Raw genomic sequence first — 15,169 nt, 5'->3', positions numbered from 1 at the left:
ACAATTTAGAACCGTTTTTGATTCCACAAAAAGATAATTTAGATGTACAGAAAATATTGAGAACAGCATTGCAATCGTAGTAAAATTATAGCGAAGCAAACGTTAGTTAGTATGTAGATGTAACCTGGTTTCATTTTTTAGTCAGTGACCGTCCTAATTAATAATCTCCTTTTGGGTACCTATTCTAAAACAACGCTCCTCTCCTAGATATAATGGATTACCATGTTTTTCGGACCAAAACCCATCTAAAAGGTCTTGAGTAATGCATTTATATACCACAACGCCTTTATAAATAGCGTCGTCATCACCGATGTAATTAAAATTAATAACCAAAATATTGTCTTTAAAGAAGCCTGTTCCTAATTGTACTTGATTATCGTTTATGACCCATTTGGCGATGATTCTATTGTTTTCGTTTAACGATAATTCTAGTGTGCCTTTATAGGTTACCGCTTCCTGGTCTTGGTTGCTTCCTATGATGTTGTATGTTCCTGGTAGTTGGGTTAATTGCATATTTATTTGTTATGTCATTGCGAGACCTTTGGTCAAAGCAATCTCTTGATTGTTTCCGTTAGCATCATGAGACTGCCGCGTACCTCGCAGTGCCCGTATTGTTCATACCTCGCAGTAACGATTCACCAAATTTCTAGTTGTAATTCATATCGTTTAGTCATTTAATCTTCTATAAAAATGGTATTATAATGTGCTTCTATAGCTATAACTTCTTCTTTTTTTAATTCCGAAAACTCTTTCTCTAAGGCTCGTTTTGAAAATTTGCCATCATTCTGTTCTAAAAACCGAACCAATAATGCCACTAACGTATCTGGCATTTCAAAATGATTATCCATGTACCTTTTAAAGGCATCATACTTTAGTAAATAGTTGACCTCTTCTGGTATCACTCTTTCTAAAGTATCGGCTACACAGTCGTATAAAAATTCTGCTTCTTTTGTGGCATCAAAATAACGATAAAAATCTATTGTATGGTTAGTTACCTCAACATTATGCCCTGTCGTTTCTGTCCATGTCATATGATCTAATAATGGATGAGAATAGCTTTCTAAAACATTTTTGTAATCTACTATTTTATCTAAAATAGAAGCCGAAATAGGAAAAATAACACCTTGTTGCGTCATTTGTTTTTTTGCTAAAACATGATGGATAATATAACGATGTAGACGCCCATTACCATCCACAAAAGGATGTATAAACACAAAACCAAATGCTATAGTTGCAGCTGCCAAAACAGCATCGTAACTTTTATCTTGTAATAGTGTATTGGTTTCTATTAATCCCTTTAATAATACATCTAGATCGTCTTGCTTAGCAGAAATATGATCTGGAATTGGCGCTCCCGTACTTCTATCATGCTCACCTACAAAACCACCCTGGTTACGCAATCCCATTTTTACAAACCTACTATTCTCTATAACTATTTGCTGTAAGCGCTCTAACTCATAAATACTTAATGTTTTATCACCTGCTTGTCCAATGGCTTTTCCCCAACGTATAGCTCTATTATTTGCAGGATTTTCGCCTTCTATAGCAAACGATGCTTTAGAGTCTTTTAACAGTAAAAAAGAGGAGGCGCGTTTTAGCACATCGTTATGAATGTTATTTAAAAAGGTGTTTTTTTTATCAAAAACATTAGCATTAATATAAGCCTCTAGTTTATCTGTTTTAAATAGTAATGGACAAAACTCTGGTGTACCTGGTAGGTTGTTTATAATACGATGCCTTACAGACCGCGTACCTGTAATGGCGTATTGCATTTTAGTGTCTATTAAAGGCACAAAGTTTTTAATTGCCAAATCGTCTATTGGAAGTTGTTTTTGTAAAAGCCATTCGTACAAAAACCATATTTTACGACTGTATTGCCCTGTTGGTTCTAGTTGCAATAAGGTCACACTATCTTTTTCTGATAGTGTTTCGAATAGTTTTTTAAAGAATAATAAATTAATCCCTTCGTATTTTAAAGCAAAAACTAAATGTTTGTATAAGCTATCTTCAAATATGTTTTTAGATGAAAACACCTTCCACTTCTCTGTACTATAACGACGTCTTTTATCACTTATAATTGCCAATTGTGCTGGTAAAGGCATACCCAATTGCAAACCATCTATAATGGCACCATAACCCACTAGTGTTGCTTCTTCTGGAGCTTGCATACCATGGAAAACACTTATTTTTTGTGAAAAACGATTAAAAATCATAAGTTTAAGTAAAAAATGGTTACTCTCAAATATACCGGAAAAATAGGTTTTAAAAAGGAAAAATAGGTTTTATTTTTAATTTTTAAGGAAAAATAGGTTTATCGTTAGCGTCATTGCAAATACGTAGGACGAAGCACTTTGTTTCTTGTTACGTCATTGCGAGACCTTTGGCAGAAGCAGTCTCTTGATTGTTTCGGTTAGCATCATGAGACTGCCGCGTGCCTCGCAGTGACCGTATTATTCGTGTTTTGTAAATGACGATTTACTTCCGTTTCAACGCCTCTAGCGTTTTACCGTTTTTAGCTTTCCAAGATGTCCAATCATTAGCTGAACGCCCTAAAACTAAAGCTCCTCCTGCATTTGGCTATCATTTATGACCCATTTAGCGTTTATTCTGTTGTTTTGGTTTAAGGTTAACTCTAATGTGCCTTTATAGGTTTGTGCTTCCTAGTCTTGGCTACTTCCTGTTATGTTGCATGTTCCTGGTAGTTAGGTGAGTTACATTTTTATATGTTATGTCATTGCGAGGCACGAAGTAATACACTACTGTCATTGCGAGGAACGAAGCAATCTGTTTGTTGTTTCGGTTAGCATCATAAGATTACTTCGTCCTAGTTTACCGCGTCGTTCCTCCTCGCAACGTGCCTCGCAATGACGTTACACCTCATCAAACAAATCCAACCATTCTGGATTTATACTTTCTATTAATCCTATTTTCTGAGCTCTGCTTCCTACTTTTAATTGCTTTTCTCTTGCTATTACATCTCCAATCATTTGGTGTGCTTCGTGATATACCAGTTTGTCTAAATTGTATCTGGCTGAAAACGATTTTGGATTGTATTTTTCTTTATGTTGCAGTATCCGTTTTTTTAAATACGTAGTAACACCAACATATAAAGTGGTATTGTTTTTATTAGTAAGGATGTAAATATAACCTGGTTTCATACTGTATATAGCATTGTTACTTTTTTGTACTGTCATTGCGAGACCTTTCGTCGAAGCAATCTCTTGATTGTTTCCGTTAGTATCATGAGACTGCCGCGTGCCTCGCAGTGACCGTATTATTCGTGTTTTTTGATGGCGATTTACTTCCGCTTCAACGCCTCTAGCGTTTTACCGTTTTTAGCTTTCCAAGACGTCCAATCATTTACAGAACGCCCTAAAACCACAGCTGCTCCTGCACTTGGTTATCATTTATGACCTATTTAGCGTTTATTCTGTTGTTTTGGTTTAAGGTTAACTCTAATGTGTCTTTATAGGTTTCTGCTTCCTGTGGTGTGGTGTTTTCCTCGTTGTTGGGTAAATTACTTTTTAGGGTTTTATATAATTCAAAAATAAAAAATATAACCTTGTATTAGTCTCAAAAAATCAATAACAAACTCTTATAAATTTCCACACGCCTTTACACCTTTAATTGTTATCTAAAATATAAACTATAAAAAACGTCAAACAAAATTTGCTTGACGTTTTGATAATTAAATAAAACAAATACTTATTATTCTTCTCTAGAATGATGATATTCATCATTATTCGAATTTAATTGATTTGCATGGTTGTCATTGTCTGACTGAATTTGGTCTTCGTTTCTGTGATCTCTCATAATAATTGAATTTTTAAATTAATAATTAAATAGTTTTATTATTTTTTTTAGGTTGAATTTTCTTTTTTACCGCATGCTCAACTCTCTCAATAAACAAATCATCCCCTTTATCTTTTTTAGTTTTTTTGTCTATTGCTTTTTTGATTCTTTTTACATCTTGTTCCTTTATAGGCGTCTTTTTACTCATAATTATTTGTTTAAAAAAAATAATATTTCAAGTTTAAAATAGATGGCCATCGTATAGTTTACTTGTTCTATTATTCAAATGTAACTTTACTACTAATTACATTTTCTAATATGTGATAAACCAGCTATATTTGGGTTATTGCCTCGTGTTTTTGGGATATAAAAACGTACCTTTTAATCCAGTAGAAAATCTAAAACATTATTCCATTTTAAAAATGCATCAGTACCAAAATGAATATGTTTTCCTTCAAATTTATCTACGCCATGATTTTTAGTATCATCAATAATAAAATCTCCTTTTACCAAGTTTTTATTATGAGTTAATATCAATCTTTTATTAGCCTCCAAACCCAAATGCTTTTCAACCCATAAGCGTTTTTCCATCCAACAATGCGGGTTACTCCAAACTGGTGTTGATACAATGTAACACTCATACTTAGCGCTCAAAGCTTTAAAAGCATTTACAGCACCTTCCAAAGGTTTATTATTCAAGAAAAAACCTTCCTTATTTCTATTTTCGCTAAAAGGTCCGTCTCCTAGTTGCACTAAAACACCGTCCATGTCTATTAATATTATCTTTTTCATACTTTTATATTTTACTGATTATTAAATAATTTTGCTCTCTATTTCTTGTATAATACTCTTGTAGTTCACAATAAAAACAAGTGATTAGCGTGTTATTATCTATTTTAATGAATAGCTCTTTATTTACTTTAATATTTACCTTTTTTAAAACTTTTCTACTCACTATAAGGAGTGTATTCGTTTTATTTGTCTCCACATTTTTTAAGATAGATATCAATACACTATCCTTTATTGTTCTATCCCATTGTCGGTAGGTAAAATGTTCTGTTTTACAAAAACCTGCTATATTATTGCCCATAAGTCAGCTCCTCCTTTCTTAAATCTTGGTTCTTATCATTACTCCAATCATAAACTCCCCCTCTATCTAAAAACTTTTCCAAATCATAATTCATAGTTTTTAAAGCTTCCTGCACACCTACTTCTAAAATTGTTTTACTGTAATTATGTGTGCCTTCTGCATTATCAAAAAAGCGTCCTGCAGGATCAACCATCACATAACTTCCTTTTATTTCGTCGTTGGATTCTGGTACAATAGTTTTTACATCTTCATGTGTAGTTAAAAAATAATTATACTCTGCTGTTGTTATTTTAAACTTATCAATTTTAATATCATTTTGTCCCTCAATAGGTAATACTTGTAAGACTTTCCAACGTTGTGGTTTAGCATACTCAATAAACGCCGTTAAGTTGTCTTTATAGTTTACTTTATTAACCACAGTGTTAATCTTTAAGCCATAGCCATACTTTTTTATTGTATCAACTAAATCATAGTAAAACGCTTTACTTAATGGTATTTTTCCTGAAATTGCTCTTCCTATTTTAATATTATTTTCGTCCTCTAAACTATCTACACTTACTGCAATCCAATCTAAATGGGCGGTGTTCTCTTTTAAAAATGCATCTGTTAATTTACTTCCATTAGTTACAATCATAGTAGTCATGCCCAATTGCTTTGCCTTTTTAATTAAACTTGGTAACCACTTACATAATAAGGGCTCTCCTCCTGCAAATGTTATTTTTTCAAAACCTGCTGCCGCAATATTTTCTACTACTTTTAAAGCCTCTGCTTCTGGTAAATGCCCTTTTGGTAAAATAGTCTGTTTAACATCTTGAAAAGTTGCAAAGCAAAATTTACAACGCATATTACACGGTTCCCATAAATGATAATTGATACTTGGAATTGCAACTACAGCATTACACTCTTGATAATGTTTAATTATTTGTTGAGACACTTCTTTAGGTGTAAAACCATCTGTATTAATAATTAAATCATAATTATTGTCATCGGTAAAATCAACATTGTAGCGCTCTAAAAAACGTGTTCTCATAGCGTCATTGCGTAGATTAATAGCCTTTGGACTTACTATCTCATCTACTCTATTGCCTAAACGTATTCTTTCAGATGCATTTTTATCAGACACTTTTAATAACACATTAAAAGCATTTTTAACAAAATGAAATCCCAGTCTATAATCAATAACTATATTGTCTTTACTATTGCATTCTGCTTTAAATTTATCGTCAATTAAATAGTCTAATTCTGGATGGTTAATGCAATGTTTTTGAAATTGGTTAATAGTCATTCCATACGTTTGCATTGCAAATGTTCTAGTATAATTTCCAACAGATATAAATTCAAAATTTAATTGGTCTTCAATTAGTTTTCCTACTGTAGATTTTCCTGTTCCTGCAAATCCGCTTAATGTTATTTTGTTTTTCATTGGTTTAAGTTTAATGGTTAGTTAATCCCCGCCTTTCTAAAAAAGACGAGGTATTATTAATAATTACTTTTTAGAATTCTGATTTGGATTCAACTGCTGACCTCTATTACCATGTACTTTACTATTTGCAGCATTAGTTCCAGATGTTCCTTTGTTTGAATTTGTTTGATTTGACTTGTGATTGTTTTGTTTTGAATTACTCATTTTTTTAGGTTTTAATTAGATTTATAAAAGCGCAGCACTATGCTAAACCCTTTGTTATTACAGTAAAGATGCAGATGATTACGATTAAATTTCCTAATTTGTGTCAGACCGACTATATTTGGGATATCGACCTCTTTTTTTGGGATATAAAAAAAATGAGTGCTATAAAAACCACGCTTTTAATCAACCAACAAATACCTACACTAGTTTTATGGAATCATTTTCAGACTTTCTCCAACAATTCAAACCTGTTGAAGTCCTACTTTTTATATTAATCCTGATAATTATTAGAAATTGGTATAACCTGTATAGAAAGCATGTCTTTAGAAAAAGGAATAAACAGTTGACAGCACAATTAGAAGCGCAACAACTGGGCGTCTCTAAATTTGACGAACAACTTAGAAAAGCACAATCGTTAGAAAGAAAACTAACCAAAAAAAATAATGAAATCTTTCAGTTAGAGCAACAGATAGAAGATTACATGAAAAAATTCCATTCGTCTTTAAATCAAAAAGACAAAGAGATAGCAGAACATCAAGAAGCTATAAATCATCAAAAAAGAGCGTATGACCAATTTGTAAACTATAAAAATGTAGAAGCTAACAACACTAGACTTGGTGCACATTTTATTAAAAATGTAATCAGTCAGATTTATGTTGACATGGAAGAAACTGATAATAGCTACAAATCGTTTTTAGGGATTAATTATAAAATGGGAAATAACAAAAGTAAAGTCCCTCCAATAAAAGCCTTAAAAAACATCTTTAAATTATTAGACTATAACGTATCTGCTTTAAATAAAGAAAACACTTCTTTAGAAGAAGAGTTAGAACATATTACTATGTTTTTAGACCTTATCAAGTATCTTAAACCTAATACAAACATCCAGTTTGATAATAGTTTAAAACAAGATCAAAAAGAAAACATTAAAATTAAGCCTACTTTGTTTTTTCCATTTGTTGAAAATGCTTTAAAACATGGCAGTTTAAACAATACAGACTCGTTTATTAGTATTGTTTTAAAAGAAAACAAGAACAAACAACTCAGCTATTGTTTAGTAAATAGTGCGGAACAACGTTTAGATTTCAACACCCAGGTTGCTGAGTCCTCAAATTTTGGATTAAATGCTTTACAACAATTACTTACTGCCTATTACCCCAATAGTAAATTAGAACACAAATCATTGCCAAACAATCAATATTTGTCAGAACTAACCTTAAGCTTAAATTAAATGATACGTTATATACTTGTAGACGATCAACCTAAAACTTTAAAATACGTTAAGGCTAAAATAGATACTCTACCTAAAGACTACGAACTTAAACATGTAGAAAGTTATGACAGTTCTAAAAAAGCTTATGAAAATATAAATAAAGATGACTTTGATTTACTTATAGTCGATTTTGACATGCCTGTTTATAATGGTATTGAGTTAGCGCAAAAAATTGGTGATAATAAAAAAATCATTTTTTTAACAGGAGAAACTGAAAAAGAAAAACAAGTTATTAATAGTTTGGATATTTCAGGATACTTAAGTAAACCTTTTGATATTGAAGAATTTGAAGCTATTTTAAAAAATAAGGTGATTGGCAAAGTAAGAACGTCTATTAATAAAGACCACACCAATTTCATCACTTTACCTGTTGGAAGTAATAAAGAAGTACGATTTAGACCCGAACAAGTCTATTATATTAGTACTGCATTAATTAGCAATGGATGGAAAACTAGTAAGAAAACTCAAAAAAACGAAAAAATTAAAGCAGATAAACCTCATAAAAACAACTTACATATCTATGGGAAAAATGATGAAATACTATTTGAAAATGTAAGAATGAAGATTATAGATTTAAATAAAGAATTGGTGCATTATAATTTTGAAAAAATTAGCAAAAGCACAATTGTGAATATGGTTCATATAAAAGAAAGAAATAATACTACTGTTAATTTATATAACACCAACACAAAATTTGAAATCACTGATAAAGAAAAAACAGGTTTTCTAGCTAAATGGAAAGCAAAACTAAAATTATAGATTATTACTTCCGCTTCAAAGCATCTAACGTTTTACCATCTTTATCCTTCCACTCTGTCCAACCATTTGCTGCTCTTGCTAATATTATTGCTGCTGCTCCACTTGGTGAATTACATTTTTATTTGTTATGTCATTGCGAGGAACGAAGCAATCTGTTTGTTGTTTCGGTTAGCATCATGAGACTGCATCGTCCTAGTTTGCCGCGTCGTTCCTCCTCGCAACAAGCCTCGCAATGACGTTACACCTCATCAAATAAATCCAACCATTCTGGATTTACACTTTCTATTAAAGCTATTTTCTGAGCTCTGCTTCCTCCTTTTAATTGCTTTTCTCTTGCTATTGCCTTTCCAATCATTTGGTGTGCTTCATGATATACCAGTTTATCTAAATTGTATCTGGCTGTAAATGATTTTAAATCGTATTTTTCTTTATGTTGCAGTATCCGTTTTTTTAAATACGCAGTAACACCAACATATAATGTGGTATTGTTTTTATTAGTGAGGATGTAAATATAACCTGGTTTCATAGTGTATATGTCATTGCTCCTTCTCTACTATCATTGCAAGACCTTTGCTCGAAGCAATCTGTTTGTTGTTTCGGTTAGCATCATGAGACTGCCGCGTGCCTCGCAGTGACAGTATTATTCGTGTTTTTTGATGGCGATTTACTTCCGCTTCAAAACATCTAGCGTATTACCGTTTTAATCTTTCCAAGACATCCAACCATTAGTAATACGCTCTAAAATAATTGCAGATGGTGAATTAAAATGTAATCCTATTTTAAAAACGAAAACATTATTTACTTTGTACAAGTTTTAAATATGAAAAATCAATTAAAAACTAAAAACAATATCTTCCTCAACCATTTGCTGAACATCAATAGTTGGAAGTAAATATTCATTATAAACTGTTCCTTCAGTTTTAGCATGAAGAACACCTCGAGCAGCACCAATTGATAATACAGCAAAATGAACAGCAAGACCTTTTGCTACCAAATAAGTCCCATCTTCTTGCTTGACTTTATTTATAAAGTCATTTTTTTCAATTTCAAAAAGCGCTTTAACTTCTAATATTAAAAAAGGTTGGTCTGCTTTTTTCTCAAAAGTAAACTTAACATTACAAGAAATCACATGCTTATCAGTATCTATTCCAAAACCTAAATTTGAAACTAAATTAACCGTTCCATTTTTTTTATATGCTGTATCTATTGTAGCAAAAGATACAGTGCGTAGACCAGATAACGCAAAACCGAGTTTATTATATGTCATGATAATTAAATTTGATCTGCAGTATATTTATATTCACCTACGCTTTCCATAGTTGTTACTAATAAAGGGTTTCTTTTAGTAACTGGTATCGAGCTAAGATCTGTTTCCATAACTTTTTGCTTGCGTTTGTGTACAATTTGCATCACTCTTCCCATATCTTGTGAAAGAATAGTTCTGTTCACTTTAATTTTAGGTGCAGTTATAGTAATACCAAGTGCTACTTCTATTTTATCTAAGGTCTCAAAAGTCAAATTAGATTTTGCTCTTAAAATCTTATTTACTTGTTGTGGACTCACGTCCATACGTTCTGCAAGATCTTTTTGTTTAATTTTATGGGTTTCCATATAATCTAACAATTCGAGTGCAAATAATTGCGCTCTTTTAATATTGCGTCTATTGCCTCTATCTAATTTAGCACGTGTTTTCCAACTCGTAGCTGTTTTAGTAACTTTTGTATTTAAGTTGTTGCTCATATTAAAATTCTGTACAGTCTGTAATATTTTCTTGTTGTAACCAATTTTTAAGGTAATCCATTTTATCTAATTCTAGTTGTAATGCATTACTATCTTGCATCTTACCTACCAATTTTATGCCAATTCCTGTAATAACGATAGCATTGTTCCCTACTCGGACACCATACAACCTTAATTTTGATTTATATTCATAAGTATACATTTTGCGTCTTCCAGGATCATGTAATCGTTCTCCTTTTGAAAGTTCAACAAACTCATCAAATAAAAGTTCAAAACAATCTCCACTTTGCGAGTTTTCTGTGAGTTCATCAAATTGGTCAAATAAATCTCCAGCTTCATCTAAAACTTCGGAAGCCAAAAATGTAAGAGGTTCGTTTATAAAATCACCTTTTTTCCAGCCAGAATCGGTAGATTTAATGAAATTGCGCACATATAAGGGATCTTGAAGTTGATCCTGTATTTTATCGAGTTCTGTTTCATAGTCTGATGGTGTATTATAAAAAGCACAATTAACAAAGCGTGCCAAGTAAATGCCTTGATACTGTTCGTCAAATGTACTAAATATTTCCATATAATCAACCTGTAGGTTTATTTTTTAACTATTTTTAGCAAATATATACTTTATATTTACTTCTTTTAGAGATTAGTTATTCTTTTTTCTTACTCCCGAGTCAACACATCTGCCAACAATTCACTTTGAGCCAACACCTTATCAGCTTCCATTTTTGCAACATCTGGTGGATAACCGTAGCGCATTAAAATCTTTTTAACCGTTAATCTTAATTTTGCTCTTACGTCGTCACGCTTACTCCAATCCACAGTTGCGTTATTTCTAACTACCTCAACAATGGTATGGATTAGTTCTTTCATCTTTTCGTCATCCAACATTTTTGTGGAATCGTTTTGTGTTAAAACGCTATAAAAGGCATATTCTTCAGTAGTTAATCCTAACTCTTCAGATTTATGGTCTTCCAATTGCATGTCTTTTGCAATAGCAGACAATTCTGCTAAAACTTGCGCCGAATCTATTTGGTTATTGTGATAGCGTTTTACTACAGATTCTAACATCTCTGAAAACCGTTTAGCTTGTGCGATGTTCTTTGTTTTACGCACACGAACCTCATCACTTAATAGTTTTTTAAGCAACTCGAAAGCAACATTTTTCTGTTGCATATTTTTTACTTCCAACAAAAATTCGTCAGATAGAATCCCAACAGAAGGTGCTTTAATTCCTGCTGCTTCAAACACATCTATAACACCTTCACTTGATAAGGCATCATCAACAATTTGCTTAATTGCTGTTTCTACTTCGTAGTCTGATTTTGTAGTATTCCCAGTAAATTTATTAATACGTGCTTTTACAGCCTGAAAAAAGGCCACCTCATCTTTAATGTTATCTGCTTGCGGACTAGGAATAGACATTGCAAACAACTTAGATAATATGGTAACTTCTTTTATAAATCTATTTTTTAAATCTTCTGTTTGCAACACAAAGTTTTGCGCTCCTAGTAAAATCTGAAGTTTAATATTAGTTTCTGCTTTAAAATAAGACTTGTAATCGTAGCCATGAAAAATTTGCTCGACCACTTCAAACTTCTCTAACATGCCCGCTATAGCTTCTTTTATATCTACAATTGGCGTGCCTTCGCCACCACTTTGTAAATAGGTTGCCATCGCATTTCTAAGGTCTTGACCAATACCGATATAATCTACAATTAAACCTCCTGGTTTATCTTTGTACACACGATTTACACGCGCTATTGCTTGCATTAAATTTGCACCTTGCATTTTCTTATCAATATACATGGTGTGTAAATTTGGTGCATCAAAACCTGTTAACCACATATCTCTAACAATTACCATTTGTAAAGCATCGTTAGGATCTTTGATACGTGCAGCTAATAGTTTACGTTGTGTTTTTGTAGTATGGTGTGGTTGTAAAATAGCTTCATCATCACTTGTACTTGTCATGATTACTTTTATTGCTCCTTTGTCTAAATCGTCGTGATGCCAATCTGGACGCAAAGCAATAATTTCATTATAGAGTTTTGCACAAATCTTACGACTCATACTTACAATCATGGCTTTTCCTTCAAAAACCTGTTGACGTGCTTCAAAATGAAAGACTAAATCTTTTGCAATGTCTTTTAGTCTGTCGTCTTTACCAACAATTCTCTCTATTGCTGCACTTTTAGTTTTTGCTTTTTCTATTTGCTCTTCGGTGGCATCTTCTATAGCATCTATCTGACTGTCTATAGATTTTGTAACTTCTTCGTTTAGTTTAATTTTTACTAAACGTGACTCGTAACTAATAGGTACTGTTGCGCCATCGTCTACTGCTTGTTTTATATCGTATACATCAATGTACTCACCAAAAACGGCTGGTGTAGATTTATCTTCTTTTTCAATGGGTGTTCCTGTAAAACCTATATAAGAGGCTTTTGGCAACGCATCGCGTAAATACTTAGCATTTCCATATCTAATTTCCGAACCTTCCTCAACATCCACTATACGTGCTTTAAAACCATATTGGCTTCGGTGTGCTTCGTCCGCAACTACAACAATATTGGTTCTTTCCGATAACGTATCAAATACATTACCTTCTTCGGGAGAAAATTTTTGAATGGTTGTAAAAATAACACCACCTCCAGACACATTTAATAATTCTTTTATATGGTTTCTGTTTTGTGCTTGTACCGGTGTTTGGCGTAATAATTCTTTACAATTACCAAACGTCGCAAACAATTGGTCGTCCAAATCGTTTCTATCTGTCAATACCACAATGGTTGGATTTTTCATTTGTGGATGCGTTACAATTTGACCAGAGTAAAACACCATTGATAATGACTTACCAGAACCTTGCGTATGCCAAACCACACCAACTTTACGGTCGCCTTCTTTAGCGTCTGTTGCTCTTATAGTTTGTGTTACTGCTTTTTGTACTGCGTAATATTGATGGTAAGCTGCTACTTTTTTAATTTTTACTTGAAAAATTAATCCTGTTTTATCATCCTTTTTTTCTTCTTGCTCAAAAACGGTACAGTAGCGAATTAACTCTACTACCGTTTTTTTGTTCAACATCCAAGAAGTAAGATCCTGCAACGGTGTTTTGCCATAAGAAGTAACTGGCTCTGCAGCAATTGCTAGTTCATTGCTTTCTTTTAAAATACTTAATACTTTATCATGTTTAGGCGCTTTCCAAGATAGGAATCTAGAAAATGGTGCCGAAACACTTGATGTGCCTGCTTCTATCCCATCGCTTATTACACAAATACTATTGTAATAAAAGATACTAGGAACAGCTGTTTTATAGTTTTTTATTTGCCTGTGCGCTTTGAGCAGGGTTGCTTTCTCATCTATAGCATTTTTAAGTTCAATAAAAACTAAAGGCAAACCGTTAATATAAATAACAACATCAAAACGTTTCTCGTTATTATTTTCTTTTACTACTAATTGATTTACTACCCAAAACTGGTTGTTTTCGGGATTGACAACATCTAATAATTGTACATTAATCCCTTTTGTTCTGCCTTCTTTGTTGTACTCAACGGTTACACCATTGGTTAACAAGGTATGGAAACGCTCATTGTTTTCCATTAGATCTTGCGTGCCTAAGTTTAGAATTTTTTGATAGGCTTCCACTCTAGCAGATTCTGGTACGTCTGGATTTAAATGGCGTAGTGCGTTTTTTAATTGTTGCTCTAACAACACAGACTCAAAACCTTCACGTTGTGGATTATCACTATTAGGTGCAATGTCTGGACCATAATGATAGGTATAACCTTGACCTACTAATTGGTCTATAAAAGCTTGTTCTATTTTGTCTTCGTTAAGCATTTGTAAAGTTTTTTGCGAATTTTTTACTTAATAAGTCATTATTCTCCATTAAAGACACCAAACCTTCGTAATTAAGGGTATCACTTATGTTTGTAAGTTCTACCAGCTTCATAGTATCTTTTGCTGATTTAAAATGTGCTTTTTTATGTGAAATATTTGCTTCATCTAAATACTGTTTAAAAGCATTGTAAATCTTGTTTCTGTTTTTATTGTTTTTTTGAGGATTACCATGAAGACTTACACGATAACTTATTATAATTCTACCTCTAGAAAATTGGATGTCAGAATAAACTTCTAGAGTCATTTTTTTATCACTTTCTACATCATTCATTGTGAACTTGCCTCCTCCGTACCAAAAAGCAAGCAAAGGTTCTCTGTTATTAGGTACGGAATGCCAACCAGCCGTAAAGTGTTCTTTATACTCATGAAAGAAACGCACACATGTCCACCATTTCCATTTACTTAATGGTTCTGTTAAATATAAATTAGCATCAGTTTCTGCATTGTCAAACTCCTCTTCTTTACCTAAAACATAACTATGGTATTGCGTTAAGACATCATTATTTATTTGTGTAATTTTAGTTTGCGTTAAAACTTGCAACAAGTCTTTTACCGTATAATGGTAATAGCCATTATCTTCTATTCGTGTAAGATTAACTTGATATCCTGTTTTAAAGTAAATAGGGACTAAAACATCATGATTATTTAATTCTTTTATTTTAGCTTTATAACGCTCTAATTGGTTAGAGTGATCTATAGTGTGTACTTTATCTTCTATAATTACACCATAGGTTTTACCATCCATAATAAAACTAACAAACACATCTATTTTATGAAACTGTGTTTTAATTTCTAAATTAGAAATCTCTGTTGAACCTATCGGGTGCTTTACTAAAAGAGACTGCAAAAAATCTAAGCCTAATTGATGTAATTGGTTGTTTACTTCTTTGTATTTAACATCTGCCCAAGTTAAAAGCCACGCTATAAATGCATCTTGACTTAACTCACTTGTTGCGAAACTAAATATGTTTGGTTGGTTTTGCATCTACTA

General features: G+C 32.4%; 16 protein-coding genes and 1 pseudogene. 2 read left to right on the top strand and 15 right to left on the bottom strand.

Annotated elements, in window-relative coordinates; genetic code table 11:
* Nucleotides 1–153: 153 nt before the first annotated feature.
* The 7 genes from H0I26_RS10675 to H0I26_RS10640 all read right to left on the bottom strand — a co-directional run bounded on the left by H0I26_RS10675 (nucleotide 154) and on the right by H0I26_RS10640 (nucleotide 6,509).
* On the bottom strand, nucleotides 154–513 hold the full coding sequence (locus H0I26_RS10675) for a hypothetical protein (RefSeq protein ID WP_218698390.1): 360 nt from the start codon (nucleotides 511–513) through the stop codon (nucleotides 154–156).
* 161 nt (nucleotides 514–674) lie between these two features.
* The gene (locus H0I26_RS10670; protein WP_218698388.1) at nucleotides 675–2,213 is read right to left on the bottom strand and encodes a Fic family protein; all 1,539 of its coding nucleotides are present in this window, start codon (nucleotides 2,211–2,213) and stop codon (nucleotides 675–677) included.
* Nucleotides 2,214–2,870: 657 nt separating this feature from the next.
* Nucleotides 2,871–3,158 carry a GIY-YIG nuclease family protein gene (locus H0I26_RS10665; RefSeq protein WP_218702076.1) on the bottom strand — a complete coding sequence of 96 codons (288 nt, stop codon included), beginning with the start codon at nucleotides 3,156–3,158 and terminating at the stop codon, nucleotides 2,871–2,873.
* A gap of 680 nt (nucleotides 3,159–3,838) precedes the next feature.
* Nucleotides 3,839–4,000: a hypothetical protein gene (locus H0I26_RS10655; protein WP_218698386.1), complete on the bottom strand. Its 162-nt coding sequence runs from the start codon at nucleotides 3,998–4,000 to the stop codon at nucleotides 3,839–3,841.
* A gap of 173 nt (nucleotides 4,001–4,173) precedes the next feature.
* Nucleotides 4,174–4,584, bottom strand: a complete 411-nt coding sequence (locus H0I26_RS10650; RefSeq protein WP_218698374.1) for a 5' nucleotidase, NT5C type — start codon at nucleotides 4,582–4,584, stop codon at nucleotides 4,174–4,176.
* A 287-nt stretch (nucleotides 4,585–4,871) separates the two neighbouring features.
* Nucleotides 4,872–6,305, bottom strand: a complete 1,434-nt coding sequence (locus H0I26_RS10645; RefSeq protein WP_218698363.1) for a viperin family antiviral radical SAM protein — start codon at nucleotides 6,303–6,305, stop codon at nucleotides 4,872–4,874.
* A 63-nt stretch (nucleotides 6,306–6,368) separates the two neighbouring features.
* Nucleotides 6,369–6,509 carry a hypothetical protein gene (locus tag H0I26_RS10640; RefSeq protein WP_218698361.1) on the bottom strand — a complete coding sequence of 47 codons (141 nt, stop codon included), beginning with the start codon at nucleotides 6,507–6,509 and terminating at the stop codon, nucleotides 6,369–6,371.
* A 211-nt stretch (nucleotides 6,510–6,720) separates the two neighbouring features.
* Here H0I26_RS10640 and H0I26_RS10635 point away from each other — a divergent pair, with 211 nt between their 5' ends.
* Together H0I26_RS10635 and H0I26_RS10630 are read left to right on the top strand one after the other, a co-directional pair.
* Nucleotides 6,721–7,740, top strand: a complete 1,020-nt coding sequence (locus H0I26_RS10635) for a hypothetical protein (protein ID WP_218698360.1) — start codon at nucleotides 6,721–6,723, stop codon at nucleotides 7,738–7,740.
* The gene (locus tag H0I26_RS10630) at nucleotides 7,741–8,541 is read left to right on the top strand and encodes a LytR/AlgR family response regulator transcription factor (RefSeq protein WP_218698358.1); all 801 of its coding nucleotides are present in this window, start codon (nucleotides 7,741–7,743) and stop codon (nucleotides 8,539–8,541) included.
* Between the two features lie 4 nt (nucleotides 8,542–8,545).
* Here the strand turns inward: H0I26_RS10630 and H0I26_RS10625 are convergent.
* The 8 genes and pseudogenes from H0I26_RS10625 to H0I26_RS10590 all read right to left on the bottom strand — a co-directional run.
* Nucleotides 8,546–8,644 (bottom strand): annotated as a pseudogene (locus H0I26_RS10625) (DUF4357 domain-containing protein); the annotation flags it as partial.
* A 135-nt stretch (nucleotides 8,645–8,779) separates the two neighbouring features.
* Complete coding sequence (locus H0I26_RS10620) at nucleotides 8,780–9,067, bottom strand: GIY-YIG nuclease family protein (RefSeq protein WP_218698356.1); 288 nt, start codon at nucleotides 9,065–9,067, stop codon at nucleotides 8,780–8,782.
* Nucleotides 9,068–9,241: 174 nt separating this feature from the next.
* Nucleotides 9,242–9,352 (bottom strand): DUF4357 domain-containing protein, encoded by a 111-nt coding sequence (locus H0I26_RS10615; RefSeq protein WP_218698355.1) that lies wholly within the window; start codon nucleotides 9,350–9,352, stop codon nucleotides 9,242–9,244.
* A gap of 21 nt (nucleotides 9,353–9,373) precedes the next feature.
* Nucleotides 9,374–9,808, bottom strand: coding sequence for a hypothetical protein (locus H0I26_RS10610; RefSeq protein ID WP_218698353.1), 435 nt, complete (start codon nucleotides 9,806–9,808; stop codon nucleotides 9,374–9,376).
* 5 nt (nucleotides 9,809–9,813) lie between these two features.
* Nucleotides 9,814–10,281 carry a transcriptional regulator gene (locus H0I26_RS10605; protein ID WP_218698342.1) on the bottom strand — a complete coding sequence of 156 codons (468 nt, stop codon included), beginning with the start codon at nucleotides 10,279–10,281 and terminating at the stop codon, nucleotides 9,814–9,816.
* Between the two features lies 1 nt (nucleotide 10,282).
* Nucleotides 10,283–10,807, bottom strand: a complete 525-nt coding sequence (locus tag H0I26_RS10600; protein ID WP_218698340.1) for a hypothetical protein — start codon at nucleotides 10,805–10,807, stop codon at nucleotides 10,283–10,285.
* Nucleotides 10,808–10,941: 134 nt separating this feature from the next.
* The gene (locus H0I26_RS10595) at nucleotides 10,942–14,118 is read right to left on the bottom strand and encodes a type I restriction endonuclease subunit R (protein ID WP_218698338.1); all 3,177 of its coding nucleotides are present in this window, start codon (nucleotides 14,116–14,118) and stop codon (nucleotides 10,942–10,944) included.
* Nucleotides 14,111–15,163: a PD-(D/E)XK nuclease family protein gene (locus H0I26_RS10590; RefSeq protein WP_218698329.1), complete on the bottom strand. Its 1,053-nt coding sequence runs from the start codon at nucleotides 15,161–15,163 to the stop codon at nucleotides 14,111–14,113. Before H0I26_RS10590 ends, H0I26_RS10595 begins: the two co-directional genes overlap by 8 nt.
* Between the last annotated feature and the right edge of the window lie 6 nt (nucleotides 15,164–15,169).

The organism is Olleya sp. HaHaR_3_96, assembly GCF_019278545.1.
GTDB lineage: Bacteria > Bacteroidota > Bacteroidia > Flavobacteriales > Flavobacteriaceae > Olleya.
Note: the sequence above shows the minus strand (reverse complement) of the source record. Positions and strands in the feature narration are given on the sequence as shown.

What these genes read in the sequence shown, in the direction of transcription:
- H0I26_RS10675 (WP_218698390.1), bottom strand. Translation starts at nt 513, where the DNA reads ATGCAATTAACCCAACTACCAGGAACATACAACATCATAGGAAGCAAC.
- H0I26_RS10670 (WP_218698388.1), bottom strand. Translation starts at nt 2,213, where the DNA reads ATGATTTTTAATCGTTTTTCACAAAAAATAAGTGTTTTCCATGGTATG.
- H0I26_RS10665 (WP_218702076.1), bottom strand. Translation starts at nt 3,158, where the DNA reads ATGAAACCAGGTTATATTTACATCCTTACTAATAAAAACAATACCACT.
- H0I26_RS10655 (WP_218698386.1), bottom strand. Translation starts at nt 4,000, where the DNA reads ATGAGTAAAAAGACGCCTATAAAGGAACAAGATGTAAAAAGAATCAAA.
- H0I26_RS10650 (WP_218698374.1), bottom strand. Translation starts at nt 4,584, where the DNA reads ATGAAAAAGATAATATTAATAGACATGGACGGTGTTTTAGTGCAACTA.
- H0I26_RS10645 (WP_218698363.1), bottom strand. Translation starts at nt 6,305, where the DNA reads ATGAAAAACAAAATAACATTAAGCGGATTTGCAGGAACAGGAAAATCT.
- H0I26_RS10640 (WP_218698361.1), bottom strand. Translation starts at nt 6,509, where the DNA reads ATGAGTAATTCAAAACAAAACAATCACAAGTCAAATCAAACAAATTCA.
- H0I26_RS10635 (WP_218698360.1), top strand. Translation starts at nt 6,721, where the DNA reads ATGGAATCATTTTCAGACTTTCTCCAACAATTCAAACCTGTTGAAGTC.
- H0I26_RS10630 (WP_218698358.1), top strand. Translation starts at nt 7,741, where the DNA reads ATGATACGTTATATACTTGTAGACGATCAACCTAAAACTTTAAAATAC.
- H0I26_RS10620 (WP_218698356.1), bottom strand. Translation starts at nt 9,067, where the DNA reads ATGAAACCAGGTTATATTTACATCCTCACTAATAAAAACAATACCACA.
- H0I26_RS10610 (WP_218698353.1), bottom strand. Translation starts at nt 9,808, where the DNA reads ATGACATATAATAAACTCGGTTTTGCGTTATCTGGTCTACGCACTGTA.
- H0I26_RS10605 (WP_218698342.1), bottom strand. Translation starts at nt 10,281, where the DNA reads ATGAGCAACAACTTAAATACAAAAGTTACTAAAACAGCTACGAGTTGG.
- H0I26_RS10595 (WP_218698338.1), bottom strand. Translation starts at nt 14,118, where the DNA reads ATGCTTAACGAAGACAAAATAGAACAAGCTTTTATAGACCAATTAGTA.
- H0I26_RS10590 (WP_218698329.1), bottom strand. Translation starts at nt 15,163, where the DNA reads ATGCAAAACCAACCAAACATATTTAGTTTCGCAACAAGTGAGTTAAGT.